A 15,987-nucleotide genomic window follows, 5' to 3' on the forward strand; every position below is an offset into this window, starting at 1 on the left:
ATAAGAAAACATCATGAATCGTCTTCACCGAGAAAGCAACGTGCTCCCCTGTGAGACGGAGGGGTTGTTTTCGTAAACCATCATGAAGTCGCTTCGAAGCAACAGCATCATGATTCAGCATCCCCGTAGGAAACCACCGCGGAGCCAAGAACGTTGCCGGGCAATGAGAAAGACACCTGAAAAGGTGTCTTTTTTTGATTCTCCACAAAGCAAAAGAGCCGCTACTTCGAAGAAGGAGCAAGAATGAAGGTTAATACACAAATATCAAGAATAACCCACTTTATAAGAAAACATCATGAATCGTCTTCATCGAAAAAGCAACGTGTTCCCCTGTGAGACGGAGGGGTTGTTTTCGTAAACCATCATGAAGTCGCTTCGAAGCAACAGTATCATGACTTAGCGTCCCCGTAGGAGACCACCGCGGAGCCAACAACGTTGCGGGGCAATGAGAAAGACACCTGAAAAGGTGTCTTATTCTAAATCCATCGCGAACAAAAGAGTGCTACTTCAAACAAGAAGAAAGGCTCAGACTTTTGATAGGTAATCTAATTTTTTTATGAGAAGAATTACCCTTTAAGTTTTTCTCGCCCCTTGTTAGCAGAATAGTGTTTATAAGTAATATACGTAACAATTAGAAGAATGAATAGGCTAAAAAAAACAGACATATATAGCATCTTATGAGAGAGCACACTTTCTCGAATATCTAACCATCGTATACCTAAAGCATACCCGCTGAAAATAAATAAGGGAGCCCATAAGAGTGACCCAACTGCTGTTAAAATCGCATAGGTTGAATAGTGCAAGCGGCTAATGCCCGATAAGTACCCTGTCAAATGCCGAACGCCTGGTATAAAAAACCCCAATAATACGATCCACTTACCGTGTTTCTGTAAAAGTTGACTTACATGGTTTTGCCGTTTAATCGATAAATAAAACTTGGGACCATACTTTTCTAAAAAAGGCGCCCCTAATTTGATTCCTAAAAAGTATGACAATGACATCCCAACGAAAGAACCGATTAACGCTACAATGATCGTTGGGATGATATGAAAATATTCAATATAAGATAAATAACCCAATGAGATGAGCAAGACCTCATCAGGAATCGGAATCCCTAATATTCCTGCAACTAATGTAAAAAAAACACCAAAATAGCCATACTGAATAATAAATTCTTTCACCATATCCATATAGTTCATCCTAAAAAAAGTAATTAATTTTAGTATATACAAGGCATTGTGCTTTTGCCAGAAATTTTATCATTTTTGCTCAATAGCAACAGATTTAACGTGTTCAATTTTTTTAACTTTGTCATAAAGTTGCGTCATGTACATGGTTCTAGGAATGGAGAGTGCTAAATCCAGTTGTTGGCATTTATCTTCTATATCTTTAATTTTCACATCATGAATAATAATATTACGTGCTTTTCTTGCTTTCCAAGTGCTTTCCTTGTGTTGAAGACTTTTAATAAGGTGAGTTGTCACTGCACCTTCTGCCATAATTACTTTGAGCGACACATCTGTTTGACTCAGAGATGTTGGCCCAATTATTTTTAGAAATGCTGGAATAATATTAACTGCGATAAGAATGAGCAGAACGGTAAACAATGCTTCCACATAAAAACCAGCGCCAATCGCGATACCAATCCCTGAAGCAGCCCAAATCATCGCAGCGGTTGTTAATCCCGAGATAACGTCATTGCTTCTTCTTAAAATAACACCTGCTCCTAAAAAACCAACACCACTGACAATCTGAGCTGCTAGACGCATCGGATCCATGTTTGGATTGCTTCCTTCAGCAGTGGAGAAATGTAAATAGGCTTCAACTGAGACAATGGTGATTAAGCAACTTGCAATACAAATGACCATGCTTGTTTTTAACCCTAATGGTTTGTGCTTAATTTGCCGATCAATCCCGATTAAGAAGCCTGAAAACAATGCTGCACATAATTTAATTAATACTAACCCCATCTAAATCACCTTCATTTTCATTGATCATTTATTTTATTTCTGAGATTGCTAAATCATTCTAAAGAAGTTGTGGAACAAATCAAGTTATAGTAAAATCAGTTTAACTTTTATAGCGTGAATAAACAGTAAATAGAGTTGAATCTTATAGTGACTATTCATTAATAAAAGGATTATTATCTTAATTATAGCAATAGTAGTCAAGTCATTTTTGTTTAATGAACGTACAGAGAAAGAGAGGGAAATTGATTAATGGAGAGAAATAGGCATTTTAATACCAATGCAGTTCATTTTGTTGATAAGCAAATTGAACGAAATACCAGTAAAGCAAGACCGATTTATCAAACGTCGGCTTTTGTTTTTGAAAGTTTAACTGATATGGAGCAGTATTTTACAGGTGAAAAAGAGTTTCTATATTCAAGGTATGGGAATCCTAATACAAATGATCTTGGTGAGGGCATCGCTTTACTTGAAGGAGCAGAGTCAGGAGTTGCCACTTCATCAGGAATGTCTGCCATTATGTGTGCGATCCTCTCAGTTTGTAAAACAGGTGATCATCTGATTGCAATGCTGGATGTATATGGAGGCACGTATTCTTTGTTAGAAGACGAATTAAATTTGTTCGGTATCGAGGTCAGTTTCGTACTTAATTTAGAAGAATTAAATTCAGTTATAAAAAAGAATACGAAAGCAATTTTCTGTGAATCAATTACCAATCCTTTAGTACGAGTTGAGGATTTACCTGCTTTAATTAAGAAGTCTAAAGAACACGAGCTCGTTGTAATTGCTGATAATACATTTGCGACACCTTATCTAATACAACCTTTTGTTTTGGGAGCAGACCTTGTCGTTCACAGCGCTACAAAATATATTGGCGGGCATAGTGATGTAACGGCGGGGGTCATAACAGGAAGAAGTGACTTAGTTGAAATCGCCAAAAAGCGTGTTATTTCAATGGGTTGTAATCTTAGTCCATTCGAAGCTTGGTTAGCGTGTAGAGGGCTAAAGACACTCTCCTTAAGAATGGACAGACAATGTGCTAACGCGAAGGAATTAGCTAGCTATTTAAAAAGTCTAGATGAGATCGATCATGTGTACTATCCGGAAAACGTATCAAGCAAAGGAAATGGAGCGATGTTAAGCATTCAATTGGCTGACAATATCGACGTAGATACTTTTTTTAAATCCTTTTCATTTGTAAAAATTGCTCCTACACTTGCAGGGGTAGAAACATCGATTTCGTATCCTCTTCACACGTCACATCGTTCAGTTCCTCAAGCTTTAAGGGACAAGCTTGGTATAGGAAAACAGCATGTTCGAGTATCTGTCGGCATCGAGGATAGCAGGGATATTCGAACAGAATTTCAAAAAGCGCTAACAATCGCAACTACGTAAAATAAAAAGCATCGGCTCTTTGCCGATGCTTTTAAAACTGTCTTAATGTTTTTGGTTTCCTATAATAATAGATTCAACAAATTGTGAAAACAAAGCGACATCGGTTGCTATAAAAACCGGTAGAAGCAACACCCCTAACACAAAAGCAACTGGTGCAAGAAAAATTAAGCGCAATCCACGTTTCATACTAGCATCTCCTTCTAGTCTCAATCTGTTAAAGTCTTAATGTTTATTTACTATACTCCTAAGTCATAAAGAATACAACTATTTATTTTTTAATTAATGGTTGCAATGCTTTTAAAGGTATGGTATATTTATTTTTGTCGAAAGAGATACTGTAAATTATATAGCGACGCGGGGTGGAGCAGTCTGGTAGCTCGTCGGGCTCATAACCCGAAGGTCGGTGGTTCAAATCCGCCCCCCGCAATACCGAGAAACCGAGACGATGTCTCGGTTTTTTTTGATGTTTTTTAATACTTTAATAAGGAGAGTGTTGAATATGAAAGATGAATTTTCCTTTATAAAAAGTATCATTCCAAATCATATACAACAGCAGTCTTTAAGAATTGGAATTGGTGATGATGCAGCCGTATATGAAAGCGACTCATCGGTGGACCAGGTGGTCTGTGTCGATACAATGGTTGAAGGCATTCATTTTCGCAAGGATACAATGGAGCCGGTTCAAATTGGAAGAAAGGCCCTTGCAATTAATATTAGTGATTTAGCAGCAATGGGTGCAACACCTAGATTCTACCTTACAACAATTGCGGTTCCTCCTACGTGGACGGAAGATCATTTGAGAGAAATTTATCGGGGGATGTCAGAGCTTGGCAAGCAATTCAAAATGGATCTTATTGGTGGTGACACAGTGTCCATCGAGCAAAGCCTTGTTATAACTGTTACGGCCATTGGCACGGTCGCTTCGGGCAGCGCGATAAAGAGAACTAGCGCAAGAAAAGATGACATTGTGTTTGTAACTGGTCCGATTGGTGGATCTGCAGCTGGGTTTGATCTTTTAAACGAACGAACCAAGGATGGTCATTTTTCTAGTAATGAATTAAGCTATGTGAAAATGCATCAAGAACCAATGCCTCAAGTTGAGTTAGGCGAATTATTCAGTCAGTCAAATCAGCGAATGTCTTTAAATGATATAAGTGATGGTTTATCCAGTGAAATTTTTGAAATCGCAGTAGCAAGCAATGTTCAGGTGATTTTAAACAAAGCACATATTGTCAAATTGTCTCCTCAGTTAGACGTTTCACTTGAAAAAAGAGTAAAATGGAGTTTAAATGGTGGAGAAGATTTTCAGCTTGTGGGAACAACATCAGCTGAACAGTATGAAGTACTACAAAAGCAGGCAAAGGCAATAGGATTCTCGCTTTTTCCAGTAGGCGTTGTACGAGAAGGAAAGCCGGCTGTTTTTTTAGATGATGGAGACAAAGAACTGCCCTTAGAGATGGGCGGTTATAATCATTTTAAACGTGGGTGATATACAGTGAAACAATGGATTATGCAAAGTCATTCTGTTGAAGAGACAATGGAGATTGCGTATCAACTAGGAATGAAGTTAGTATCTGGTGACTGCATTACTCTTGAAGGTGATTTAGGTGCAGGTAAAACCCATTTTACAAAAGGGGTTGCAAAAGCACTGGAAATCGATACGGTGGTTACGAGCCCAACCTTTACGATCATTAAAGAATATGCAGGCAGCTTGTCCTTGTATCATATGGATGTGTACAGAGCTGGTGAAGAAGCGTATGATCTTGGTTTAGAAGAATATTTTTATGGTTCGGGTGTGACAGTAGTCGAATGGCCACAGATCATCGAAGATATCATCCCGAGGGCTCGATTTACTTGTGAAATTCGAAAAATAGATGATCAACAACGGGAAATCATTATTGGTGGAATAGGACTTGAATACGAAAAGCGGATTGAGGAGTTACGAAAATGAAAAAAGGATTAGCTCTAGATACTTCTTCTTATCGACTTGGTGTGGCAATCAGTGTCGGGGAAGAGGTGGTCGCCGAACATATGACAAATCTTAAAGTCAATCACGCGCTTCGGCTGATGCCAGCAGTTGAGGCATTATTAAACGAAGTTCAAATGACACCTAATGAACTCGACTATATTGCTGTAGCCAAAGGGCCGGGCTCGTATACAGGAGTTCGTATGGCTGCTACATCTGCCAAAACACTCGCGTGGACGCTAAATATTCCACTTATTTCGATCTCCACATTAACGATGATGGCACAGGCTGGAAAATATTTTAATGGACTAGTTGTCCCCATCATTGATGCTAGACGAAATACCGTTTTTGCAAGCGTCTTTAAACAAGCAGCTGTTGGTAAGCTTACGGTAATAAATGAAGAAAAACATCAGTCAATAACCGAATTGTTTTCTCTATTAAAGGAGACACAGGAACCCGTCCTTTTTGTTGGTGATGACGTAACCAAATTCAAACAAACAATCGATGAAGCACTAGGGAAACGTGCTTTTTATGTAAACTCAATGCTTGCGAGTGCTCGACCTGGGGAATTGTCTTTGTTAGCAAACAATGCGTTGCCAGAAGAACAGGTTCATCAATTTGTACCTGAATATCTGCGTTTACCTGAGGCGGAGGTGAACTGGCAGGATGCTAAAGAAAAAAGGAACAAGCGCTAGTGTCTCCATTCGGAAAATGGATATTGAAGACATTGACGCGGTGTTGATTGTTGAGAGAGACGCTTTTCCGACACCTTGGACAAGAGAAGCATTTATCTCAGAGGTATCAAAAAATAAATTTGCGTATTATTTTGTTTTAGAATTAAAAGGTCACATTATTGGCTATTGTGGTCTTTGGAAAGTAATGGATGAGGCACAAATTACCAATATTGCAATCCTTACTGAGCATCGTGGACAATCATATGGAGAATACATTTTATTATATGTAATGCAATGGTTAAGAGGCGTACATGCCAAAAATCTCTCGCTTGAAGTGAGAGAATCAAATACGCCAGCACAATCGTTATATCACAAACTAGGTTTTAGCCAAGTAGGTGTGCGGAAAAAATACTATGCGGATAATCAAGAAGATGCGTGGGTAATGTGGGTGAATTTAAATGACAATTATATTAGCAATTGAAACGAGCTGCGATGAAACGGCGGCTGCGGTCATTCGCGATGGCGATACTATTTTATCAAATGTCGTAGCTACGCAGATGGAAAGCCATGCCCGTTTTGGAGGAGTCGTCCCAGAAGTAGCATCACGGCATCATGTGGAAACGATCACAGTTGTAATTGAAGAAGCAATGAAAAAAGCTGAAGTCCGTTTTTCGGATTTAACCGCTGTTGCTGTGACCGAGGGCCCTGGACTCGTAGGCGCCTTATTAGTAGGCATTCATGCGGCAAAAGCAATTGCCTTTGCTCATAGTATTCCCTTAATAGGCGTCCATCATATAGCTGGTCATATTTATGCGAATCAGTTTGTTCAGCAGCTTGAATTTCCCTTGCTTGCATTAGTTGCATCTGGTGGCCACACAGAATTAGTACTAATGGAATCAGATGGACAATTTCATCAAATAGGCCAGACTCGAGATGATGCTGTGGGGGAAGCGTACGATAAAGCAGCAAGAGCGATGGGTTTGCCTTATCCTGGTGGACCAAACTTGGAGAAATTAGCCAATTCAGAAACAAAGTCAATCGAATTGCCACGCTCTTGGTTAGAAAAGGACAGTTATGATTTTAGCTTTAGCGGTCTAAAATCAGCTGTATTAAATAAGTTAAATAACGATAAGCAAAAAGGAATAGAAACGGATTTGGCAGCACTTGCTAAGGGCTTTCAAGAAAGCGTTGTTGATGTTCTTTGTGAGAAAACGGTTCGAGCTCAGAAGGAGTTTGATGTAAAGCAGGTCTTACTTGCAGGCGGAGTAGCAGCAAATCAAGGTCTCCGCGCTTCTTTAAAACAAGCTTTGAAAAATTCAACTGCCGATCTTCTCATTCCGCCGATGTCCTTATGTACGGATAATGCTGCAATGATTGGAGCAGTTGCCCACTCAATGTGGATTAATGATTCTACGAGTAATATGGCGATGAATGGCAGGCCAGGAATTCGATTAAAATCATATATAAAAGAAAAACCCAGCACAACTAGTTCAACCTAGTAGTTAGCTGGGTTTTCTTTTACATTTGCAAGTCTTCCCATTCTTCCATTCGTTCATCAATCAACTGATTGTTTGCGTTAATTTGTGCTTGTATTTCTTGTGCTTTTTCATGATCCGTATAGATTTCAGGAATGATTAGTTGTTCTTCTAAATGTTTATTTTTGTTTTCTAGTTGGTCAAGTTCTTCCTCAATAGCCAAAATTCTACGCTCTTTTTGACGTTCAACTCGCTTGGCTTCTTTCTCTTGCTGAAAACTAACTTTATCTGACTGGGATGTTGCCAGATTTGGTTGAGAACTTTCTTTTTCAGTAGCTAACAAAGCTCTTTCCGCGGTTTCCTGCTTTTTTTCAATGTAATACGTATAGTCACCTAAGTAAGTAGTTGCGTGGCCCGATTCAAGCTCAATAATTCGTGATGCAATCCTGTCAATAAAATAACGATCATGTGAAACAAAGAGAATCGTACCGGGATAATCAATTAATGCGGTTTCGAGAATTTCTTTGGCGTCTAGATCAAGGTGGTTCGTAGGTTCATCAAGGATGAGCACGTTCGCTTGCTGCATCATTAGCTTAGACAAAGCGACTCGAGCTTTCTCACCGCCACTCAATGAAGAGACGGTTTTTAAAACATCATCTCCACTGAAAAGAAATTGTCCAAGTAACCCACGAATGTCTTTCTCAAGAGTCGCTGGAAATTCATCCCACACTTCATGCAATACCGTTTTGTTGCTTGTCAGCTTTGCTTGTTCTTGATCATAATAACCAATTGTGACGTTGCTCCCGTAATGAATGACACCTTCATGGGAATTTAGTTGCTTTGTTAAAGTTTTTAAGAGTGTTGATTTGCCCGCCCCATTTTCGCCAATTAAACCGACCGATTCCCCACGTGTTAAGGAGAGATTTAACCCGCTAAAAACGGGAAGAGAGTCATAGCCAGCAGCAAGGTTACGGACTTGTAAAACATCATGACCTGTTTGTCTTCCGATTGTGAAAGAGAAGGTAGCTGATTTCTCTCCAGAATCAGGACGATCGAGCTTCTCCATCTTTTCAAGTTGTTTTCTGCGACTCTGGGCTCGTTTTGTTGTTGAAGCGCGAACAAGGTTTTTTGCGATAAACGTTTCTAGTTTATCGATCTCCACTTGTTGTTTCTCATATAGTTTTAAGTCTTGTTCGTAGCGCTTCGCTTTTTCATCTAAATAATGACTGTAGTTCCCGCGGTAGCTCGTCGTTTTTGTCCGCGATAATTCAACGACTTTTGTTGCAAGCTTGTCTAAGAAATAGCGATCATGAGACACAATTAAAATCGCGCCAGGATAGCCAGATAAATAGTGTTCGAGCCACGTTAACGTTTCCATATCAAGATGGTTGGTTGGCTCATCCAAAACAAGTAAATCTGGTTTAGATAGTAGCAGCTTTGCTAATGCTAATCGCGTTTTTTGTCCGCCAGAAAGGGTATGAATACGCGTGCTATAATCAAATTGCTGGAAATGAAGTCCGGCAAGTACGCTTCGTATGTCTGCTTCATACTGATAGCCTCCATGATCTTTAAAATCAGTTTGAAGCTGATCATATTCGTTCAAAAGTTTTTCATAGTCGGTAGAATGTAACGCACTTGCTTGTGTCATCTGTTCTTCAAGCTTTCGTAATGTTTTTTCCATTTTTAGAAGGGAATCAAATACGGTTAACATCTCATCCCAAATGCTTTTCTCCGATTGTAACCCCGTATGTTGGGCTAAATAGCCTACTTCCACATGTTTAGGAATGATAATTTGACCACTGTCTAAACTTAATTCGTTCACGATCATTTTAAGTAATGTTGACTTGCCTGCTCCGTTTCGTCCGACAAGTGCAACTCTATCACTGGATTGAACCTCTAATTTAATATTTTCCAGTATAGATTCCGCACCAAACGCTTTAGAAACGTTCACACATTGTAGTACAATCATAAAAAGTCAATCCTTATCCGTATAATTTAGTCTCTATTTTTAGTTTACATCAAATTTCAAAAAACAAAAAGGAATCATCACATGACAGCTCTTTCATTTTAACTAAAATGGTGTACAATAGAGAAGAATCATGTTGTGAGGACAACGTGATGCTCAGAAAGGGGCGGACATGAAATCAGAACAACTAAAGATTCCACAAGCAACAGCCAAACGCTTGCCGCTTTATTATCGGTTTCTAGAGAATTTACACGCATCAGGAAAGCAACGCGTATCCTCTACAGAGCTAAGTCAAGCTGTTAAAGTTGATTCAGCTACGATTCGCAGAGATTTTTCCTATTTTGGAGCTTTAGGAAAGAAGGGATATGGGTACAATGTGCAGTATCTGCTTTCTTTTTTTAGAGAAACGCTAGATCAAGATGAGCGAACAAATGTTATACTTGTTGGCGTTGGAAATTTAGGGACTGCATTATTGCAATATAATTTCTCGAAAAGTAATAATACGGTGATTACCCATGCCTTTGATGTTGACGATATCAAAGTAGGATCAAAAGTAGGAGATGTACCAGTTTATCATTGGGACGAGCTACAAACCGTTGGTCTAAAAAGTGCATCAATAGCGGTCTTAACTGTACCTGCTTCACAAGCACAAAAAAGTGCTGAAAAGTTAGTTGAAGCAGGAATTAATGGCATACTTAATTTCACACCCGTACGATTATCAGTTCCAGAACATATAAGGGTTCACCATATTGACCTGGCAATAGAATTACAAGCGCTTGTTTACTTTTTAAAACATTATCCACTTTAAGGAGGAAGTAAGATGTTACCACTATCAGGAGGAAGTATTATTATCATTGCCCTTGTGGCACTGCTTATATTTGGTCCGAAAAAACTACCAGAGCTTGGTAAAGCAGCGGGTAGCACGTTGCGTGAATTTAAAAATGCCACTAAAGGATTAGCGGATGACGATGATGACAACAAATCAACAAACGTCCAAAAAGAAAAAGCGTAATAAGCGAGACAGACCACTAGAAGATATGTCTTTAATGGATCATGCTGAAGAATTAAGGCGCAGGATTTTTGTGGTCCTCGCCTTTTTTATTGCTGCTTTAATTGGCGGTTTCTTTTTAGCTGTTCCAGTTATATCTTTTTTACAACAAGCGCCACAGGCAGTAGATATGCCTTTTCATGCTTTTCGATTAACCGACCCTTTGCGGGTATATGTGAATTTTGCTATGATTATGGCCCTCATTTTAATCATTCCGGTCATTTTATATCAATTGTGGTCTTTTATCTCACCTGGTTTAAAAGAAAATGAACAAAAAGCGACGCTTGCTTATATACCTATTTCCTTCTTATTGCTACTTGCGGGAATTTCTTTTTCTTATTTCATCTTAATTCCATTTGTCATGAGCTTTATGAGTGACATGGCTACTCGTTTAGAAATAAGTGAGATGTATGGAATTAATGAGTATTTTTCATTTTTGTTCCAGTTAACGATACCGTTTGGTTTCCTGTTTCAACTACCTGTGATTGTGATGTTTTTGACTAGGTTAGGTATTGTAACGCCAGCGTTTTTAAGTAAAATTAGAAAGTATGCCTATTTTGTTCTTTTAATTATTGCAGGCCTAATTACACCGCCTGAATTAATGTCGCATTTACTTGTGACGTTTCCAATGCTTATTTTATATGAAATTAGCATTGCAATTTCTCGAGCGACATACCGAAAATATAATAAAACAACGCTAGAAAAAGAGAATAAAGAAGGCTAAACGACAAAAACGGATCGCGTTTTTGTCGTTTTTTGTTTAACTTTGTTAAGAGGAGGGTATTAACTCTCATACACTTAAAGGAGGGGTTTAATCTGGGGGAATTTTTAGAATTTGTGCAAATTAATTCAACATCGATGTTTAACTCAACGATGGAGCACATTATGCTAGTCGGAATAGCCATTGTTATTGCAATCGTAATTGGAGTAAGTGTAGGAATTTATTTAACTACGAATGACAAATTAGCCGAAACGGTATTAGCGGCTGCCTCGATTTTATTGACGGTACCTAGTTTAGCGCTTTTTGGAATTATGATTCCTTTCTTTTCTATTATTGGTCAAGGAATTGGATTTGTTCCTGCCTTAACGGCGCTTGTCCTCTACTCACAGCTACCAATTATTCGTAATACGTACACCGGAATTAAAAATGTTGATCCCAATGTGATCGATGCAGCCAACGGTTTAGGTATGAAAAAAATGCAAAGGTTGATCAAAGTGGAATTACCAAATGGATTACCTGTTATTATGGCTGGTATTCGAACCGCAGTTGTATTGAATATTGGAATCGGCGTTATTGCAGCATTTATTGGTGCTGGTGGCTTAGGTTCACTTATTGTTCAAGGAATATCAAGAGGCGACATGTACTCAATTATTGCTGGAGCTGTGCTAGTTTCTCTGCTTGCAATTATTGCTGATACAGTGTTGCTATTTATTCAGAAATGGCTTACGCCTAAAGGTCTTGCTTAATACTTAAAAAGAGGTGGATTCATGATTACATTTAAAAACGTAACGAAATCGTATAATGGTGATCATAAAGCAGTAAATAACGTGTCATTTGAAGTGAATGATGGTGAAATCGTTATCTTCTTAGGGCCTTCTGGTTGTGGAAAGACGACTTTATTACGGATGGTTAATAAGCTTGTTCCGCTGACTGATGGAGATATTCAAATTGACGGTGAGAATATTTCTGAGCTTAATAATATCGAACTTAGAAGAAAAATTGGCTATGTTATTCAAAGTAATGGTCTCTTTCCGAATATGAATATAGAAGACAACGTCATGGTAGTTCCCGATTTACTTAAGTGGAGCAATAAGAAGAAAAAGGAACGCTACACGGAGCTTATGAACTTAGTAGGGCTTGATCCAAAAGAGTTTAGAAAGCGCTACCCAAATGAACTTTCTGGTGGGCAACAACAGCGTGTTGGAGTTGCTAGAGCGTTGGCTGCAGATCCGCCACTTATGCTAATGGACGAGCCATTTGGAGCGTTAGATCCGTTAATTCGTGAGCATATTCAAGATGAATTTTTAGAAATTCAAAGAAAAGTAAAAAAAACCATATTATTCGTTAGTCATGATATTGATGAAGCGATTCGCATGGCTGACAAGATTGTATTAATGCGTGAAGGGGAGATCATGCAATACGGTACACCGTCAGAAATTTTAATGAAACCGAATAGTTCCTACGTTGCTGATTTTATTGGGAAAGATCGAGCGATTAAAATGTTAAGCTTGCATACCGTAGAAGAACTCGAAAAAGAAATTGGTTTAATAGCGTGTAATGAAGAAATTGCTGATTCTAAACAAATTGCCTTGCATTCGGATTTGAAGAATACATTGTCTATACTTTTGAATCAAGAAGCGGAGCAGGTTTGTATTTACGATGACAATAACACAGTAAGAGGGGCCATTACGATTGATTTAGTACAACAATATTTACACTTTAAGCTAGGTAAACAGAAGAACGGAACAGAAGAGGTGGTAGCCAATTGAGCAGTAAAACGATCGTCACATATGTAGTTCGTTTTATTTTATTTGCCATCGTCGCTGCGTTTGTGTATTGGACAGCGTCTCAAGGCCTTTATGTTCACATATTTGAATCAGCTGGAGAGTTTTGGAGATTGCTTGGGGAGCATGTTGCACTTGTTCTCGTCTCATCATTCTTAGCGGTTGTTGTTGCTTTGCCACTTGCTGTATTTGTAACTAGACCGAAATTTCGTAAAGCAGAATGGATTACGTCAAATGTCGCCAACTTGGCGCAAACGATTCCAAGTTTAGCTGTTGTCGCTTTAATGATTGGTATTCTTGGAATTGGCTTTGTTCCAGCAGTTTTTGCACTATTTATTTATTCAGTTCTTCCAATCTTTCGCAATGCTGTTGCTGGGTTTAGTTCAGTTAGCCCCAGTTTAATCGATGCCGGTAAAGGAATGGGCATGAAGCCAATAGAAGTGTTCTTTAAAGTTGAAGTTCCTAATGCAGCATACGCCATTATAGGAGGTCTACGTACAGCCATTGTACTGAATGTAGGGACAGCTGCTTTTGCCTATTTTATAGGCGGAGGTGGTCTTGGTCTATGGATTTTTACTGGGATTGAGCTTTATGACAACTCCTACTTGATTTCAGGTGCTGTGCCCGTTACGCTCTTAGCCATCTTTTTTGATTACCTTTTAAGAGGCGTCGAATATTGGTTAACGCCAAAAGGAATGAGGGCTAAAAAGAAAAAAGCGAAAGCAAAAACCGCTGCTGTAGCGTAAGGGGGACTAAAATATGAAGAAATCAACAAAATGGCTGACAGGATCAGTAGCTTTTGTATCATTGTCATTAAGTGGTTGCGGCTATCTTGGATTTGGTGACAGTATTACAATTGGCGCTAAATCGTTTACTGAACAATATATCTTGTCAGAGATGACTTATTTTATTCTCGAAGATGCGGGGTATCAAGTCAGGCAAGTTGAAAATCTAGGCAGTAATGTTTTACGCTCTGCCCTTGAAAATGGCCAAGTTGATATTACTTGGGAATATACGGGTACAGCAATTGCAACCTATTTAAATATGGACCCAATTACAGACCCAGATGAAGCCTATTCCACATTACAAGAAGTAGATCCTGAGAATGGATTGCACTGGATGAATGTATCTGAAGTGAACAACACGTACGCTTTAATTATGAATCGAGCGGAAGCAGAAGATCTTGGAATTTCATCATTATCTGATCTTGCTACTTACGTGAACGATAACCCTGGTGAGTTAAATATGGGAACAGATGCAGCATTTGCTAATCGTGCAGACGGGTTACCAGGCTTAGAGCAAACGTACGGATTTGAGTTTGGCAGTGGGAATGTAGATTATATGGATGCAGGATTGTTATATGAAGCATTGTATAACGGAGAACTTTCTGTAGCGATGGGGTATGAAACGGACGCCCGCATCGATGATTATGATCAGGTCATTTTAGAAGACGATGAAGTTTTCTTTGCTCCTTATAATGCTGCTGTTTCTATTCGGCTTGATGTATTCGAAGAAAATCCGGAAATTGAAGAATTGCTTCAACCGCTAGCAGACTTGTTAGACAGTGAAATTATGCGTGGACTAAATTATGAAGTAGATATTGAACGTCAAAGCGTAACATTAGTTGCCTATAATTTTCTTGTTGAAGCAGGTTTAATCGAAGAAGATGAATGAAGAAAAGCACTGTCGCATTAATTTGCGACAGTGCTTTTTAATTTGATGAAGTAGGTGGTTTACGGCGGAAGCTTCTCCAACCAAGGAAAAAGTCAAAGGTGGCCATAAAGGCTAATAAAAAGGCGAAAAATCCCCAGCCATTCGCTTCAACCTGTTGATAAGTAAGAAAAACGAATAAAAAACCGAGTATGAAATAAAAGAAACCTATCATTTTCATTGTATAATCAGTCCGATCAGATTGTGAATAAAGCTTGCAGGTTCAACCATTTTCATTATTTCATCATACAGCAAAACCTGAACGATAACGACAAAAGAGTTTAAAGCGATATGAGAAATAATTGGTACAATAATGCGTTTTGTTTTTACATACAAGAAAGCAAAGGAGAAGCCCATTGCTGCGTAAATCAATAAGTGTTCAAAATCAAAGTGAATGACAGCAAATATCAGGGAGCTCACAAGCCCGGCGACGAAAAAATTAGACCGAACATAAAGCCAACCAAAAATCGCCTTTCGAAAAACAAGTTCTTCAATAATTGGTCCCAGTATGGCAATAACAAAGATGAATGGTAAGAATTGATTTGCAAACTCAACTAGAACAGCCGTATTATCAGAACCAGCTTCAATTCCAAACACATACGTTTCAATTAGACCAGCTACCATTTGCGTTGCAAACACTAAGAAGACACCAACAATTGACCAAGAAACCGTTTCGAGCGTTGTCGTTTTTTCTCCTGGCAAACCGCCGCCCATTTCTTTATCTTTATAAAGAAGCAATAGGATAACAATCAATCCGATAGAAAATGTGATCAGTGATGATAAGCCTACATTAACTCCACTCTCCATATCTATACCAAAAGTTGTATGTAAGAAAAATGAAGAACCAAGTGCTAAGCCAGTTTGCATAATAATATAGGCGAGAACGACTAAAGCGTAACGAGATGTCATCGTTTGTTTTAGTAGCAGCCGCGACAATAACAGAGCAAGGATAATGGTAACCAAAGAAGCAAGGGCAATATTTGAAACGCTGCCTAACTCCAAACCGAATAATTGATGCAAGAAGAATGCAGCTGCAAATGCTACTCCTAAATGCATTATAATAAAGAATACCATGCCTAAAATCAGATAAGGTTTTGTCACAATTGAACTCCTTTACATTTACAATCTAAGTGGCTTCATAATATCATATTATGCTCATTAATTCAGTTTACAGCAATTAAAAGCGCAATCGACAAAAAAAGTCAGCTCGTCCCCCTTGCAAAATTGAAAGGGAATGATTATGATAGGAGATGTGTTAGCACTCATTTAAGTCGAGTGCTA

Annotated in this window: 19 protein-coding genes and 1 tRNA gene; 14 read left to right on the forward strand and 6 right to left on the reverse strand. The window is 38.7% G+C overall.

Features of this window, described 5'->3' with window-relative positions; genetic code table 11:
- Window positions 1-566: 566 nt before the first annotated feature.
- Window positions 567-1,190 carry a DedA family protein gene (locus tag JOC54_RS21355; RefSeq protein ID WP_204469056.1) on the reverse strand — a complete coding sequence of 208 codons (624 nt, stop codon included), beginning with the start codon at window positions 1,188-1,190 and terminating at the stop codon, window positions 567-569.
- 69 nt (window positions 1,191-1,259) lie between these two features.
- Window positions 1,260-1,970, reverse strand: coding sequence for an MgtC/SapB family protein (locus JOC54_RS21360; protein ID WP_035421252.1), 711 nt, complete (start codon window positions 1,968-1,970; stop codon window positions 1,260-1,262).
- Between the two features lie 249 nt (window positions 1,971-2,219).
- Between JOC54_RS21360 and JOC54_RS21365 the strand changes: the two genes are divergently transcribed.
- Window positions 2,220-3,362: a trans-sulfuration enzyme family protein gene (locus tag JOC54_RS21365; RefSeq protein WP_204469058.1), complete on the forward strand. Its 1,143-nt coding sequence runs from the start codon at window positions 2,220-2,222 to the stop codon at window positions 3,360-3,362.
- Window positions 3,363-3,404: 42 nt separating this feature from the next.
- Here JOC54_RS21365 and JOC54_RS21370 read toward each other — a convergent pair whose 3' ends face one another.
- Window positions 3,405-3,548, reverse strand: coding sequence for a hypothetical protein (locus JOC54_RS21370; protein WP_157684445.1), 144 nt, complete (start codon window positions 3,546-3,548; stop codon window positions 3,405-3,407).
- A gap of 167 nt (window positions 3,549-3,715) precedes the next feature.
- Here JOC54_RS21370 and JOC54_RS21375 point away from each other — a divergent pair.
- From JOC54_RS21375 to tsaD, 6 genes are all read left to right on the forward strand, one after another.
- Window positions 3,716-3,789, forward strand: a tRNA-Met gene (locus tag JOC54_RS21375).
- A gap of 72 nt (window positions 3,790-3,861) precedes the next feature.
- Window positions 3,862-4,851, forward strand: a complete 990-nt coding sequence (thiL, locus tag JOC54_RS21380; protein ID WP_204469060.1) for a thiamine-phosphate kinase — start codon at window positions 3,862-3,864, stop codon at window positions 4,849-4,851.
- A gap of 6 nt (window positions 4,852-4,857) precedes the next feature.
- Window positions 4,858-5,313: a tRNA (adenosine(37)-N6)-threonylcarbamoyltransferase complex ATPase subunit type 1 TsaE gene (tsaE, locus tag JOC54_RS21385; RefSeq protein WP_035421248.1), complete on the forward strand. Its 456-nt coding sequence runs from the start codon at window positions 4,858-4,860 to the stop codon at window positions 5,311-5,313.
- Window positions 5,310-6,023 carry a tRNA (adenosine(37)-N6)-threonylcarbamoyltransferase complex dimerization subunit type 1 TsaB gene (tsaB, locus tag JOC54_RS21390; RefSeq protein WP_204469062.1) on the forward strand — a complete coding sequence of 238 codons (714 nt, stop codon included), beginning with the start codon at window positions 5,310-5,312 and terminating at the stop codon, window positions 6,021-6,023. The genes tsaE and tsaB overlap by 4 nt, the downstream gene beginning before the upstream one ends.
- Window positions 5,995-6,483, forward strand: coding sequence for a ribosomal protein S18-alanine N-acetyltransferase (gene rimI, locus JOC54_RS21395; RefSeq protein ID WP_239586869.1), 489 nt, complete (start codon window positions 5,995-5,997; stop codon window positions 6,481-6,483). Before tsaB ends, rimI begins: the two co-directional genes overlap by 29 nt.
- Complete coding sequence (tsaD, locus tag JOC54_RS21400) at window positions 6,461-7,501, forward strand: tRNA (adenosine(37)-N6)-threonylcarbamoyltransferase complex transferase subunit TsaD (RefSeq protein ID WP_204469064.1); 1,041 nt, start codon at window positions 6,461-6,463, stop codon at window positions 7,499-7,501. Before rimI ends, tsaD begins: the two co-directional genes overlap by 23 nt.
- Before the next feature lie 19 nt (window positions 7,502-7,520).
- Here the strand turns inward: tsaD and JOC54_RS21405 are convergent, their stop codons facing one another.
- Window positions 7,521-9,446: an ABC transporter ATP-binding protein gene (locus tag JOC54_RS21405; protein ID WP_204469066.1), complete on the reverse strand. Its 1,926-nt coding sequence runs from the start codon at window positions 9,444-9,446 to the stop codon at window positions 7,521-7,523.
- A 169-nt stretch (window positions 9,447-9,615) separates the two neighbouring features.
- Between JOC54_RS21405 and JOC54_RS21410 the strand changes: the two genes are divergently transcribed.
- The 7 genes from JOC54_RS21410 to JOC54_RS21440 all read left to right on the forward strand — a co-directional run bounded on the left by JOC54_RS21410 (window position 9,616) and on the right by JOC54_RS21440 (window position 14,670).
- Window positions 9,616-10,251 (forward strand): redox-sensing transcriptional repressor Rex, encoded by a 636-nt coding sequence (locus JOC54_RS21410; RefSeq protein ID WP_035441153.1) that lies wholly within the window; start codon window positions 9,616-9,618, stop codon window positions 10,249-10,251.
- Window positions 10,252-10,263: 12 nt separating this feature from the next.
- Entirely contained in the window at window positions 10,264-10,455 is a 192-nt protein-coding gene (locus JOC54_RS21415; RefSeq protein WP_035421243.1) for a twin-arginine translocase TatA/TatE family subunit, read from the forward strand.
- A complete protein-coding gene (gene tatC / locus JOC54_RS21420; RefSeq protein WP_239586871.1) occupies window positions 10,415-11,215 on the forward strand; it encodes a twin-arginine translocase subunit TatC in 801 nt (266 codons plus the stop codon). The genes JOC54_RS21415 and tatC overlap by 41 nt, the downstream gene beginning before the upstream one ends.
- 113 nt (window positions 11,216-11,328) lie before the next feature.
- Window positions 11,329-11,958, forward strand: coding sequence for an ABC transporter permease (locus JOC54_RS21425; RefSeq protein WP_035421241.1), 630 nt, complete (start codon window positions 11,329-11,331; stop codon window positions 11,956-11,958).
- Between the two features lie 21 nt (window positions 11,959-11,979).
- Window positions 11,980-12,981: an ABC transporter ATP-binding protein gene (locus JOC54_RS21430; RefSeq protein WP_204469070.1), complete on the forward strand. Its 1,002-nt coding sequence runs from the start codon at window positions 11,980-11,982 to the stop codon at window positions 12,979-12,981.
- Window positions 12,978-13,742 (forward strand): ABC transporter permease, encoded by a 765-nt coding sequence (locus JOC54_RS21435; protein ID WP_035421237.1) that lies wholly within the window; start codon window positions 12,978-12,980, stop codon window positions 13,740-13,742. The genes JOC54_RS21430 and JOC54_RS21435 overlap by 4 nt, the downstream gene beginning before the upstream one ends.
- A gap of 13 nt (window positions 13,743-13,755) precedes the next feature.
- Window positions 13,756-14,670, forward strand: a complete 915-nt coding sequence (locus tag JOC54_RS21440; RefSeq protein ID WP_204469072.1) for a glycine betaine ABC transporter substrate-binding protein — start codon at window positions 13,756-13,758, stop codon at window positions 14,668-14,670.
- A gap of 37 nt (window positions 14,671-14,707) precedes the next feature.
- Here the strand turns inward: JOC54_RS21440 and JOC54_RS23295 are convergent, their stop codons facing one another.
- Window positions 14,708-14,887: a DUF4305 domain-containing protein gene (locus tag JOC54_RS23295; protein WP_204469074.1), complete on the reverse strand. Its 180-nt coding sequence runs from the start codon at window positions 14,885-14,887 to the stop codon at window positions 14,708-14,710.
- Entirely contained in the window at window positions 14,884-15,807 is a 924-nt protein-coding gene (locus tag JOC54_RS21450; protein WP_235194700.1) for a CPBP family intramembrane glutamic endopeptidase, read from the reverse strand. The genes JOC54_RS23295 and JOC54_RS21450 overlap by 4 nt, the downstream gene beginning before the upstream one ends.
- Window positions 15,808-15,987: the final 180 nt, after the last annotated feature.

Origin of the sequence: Shouchella xiaoxiensis, from assembly GCF_016907895.1 — a bacterium.
Taxonomy (GTDB): Bacteria; Bacillota; Bacilli; order Bacillales; family Bacillaceae_D; genus Shouchella; species Shouchella xiaoxiensis.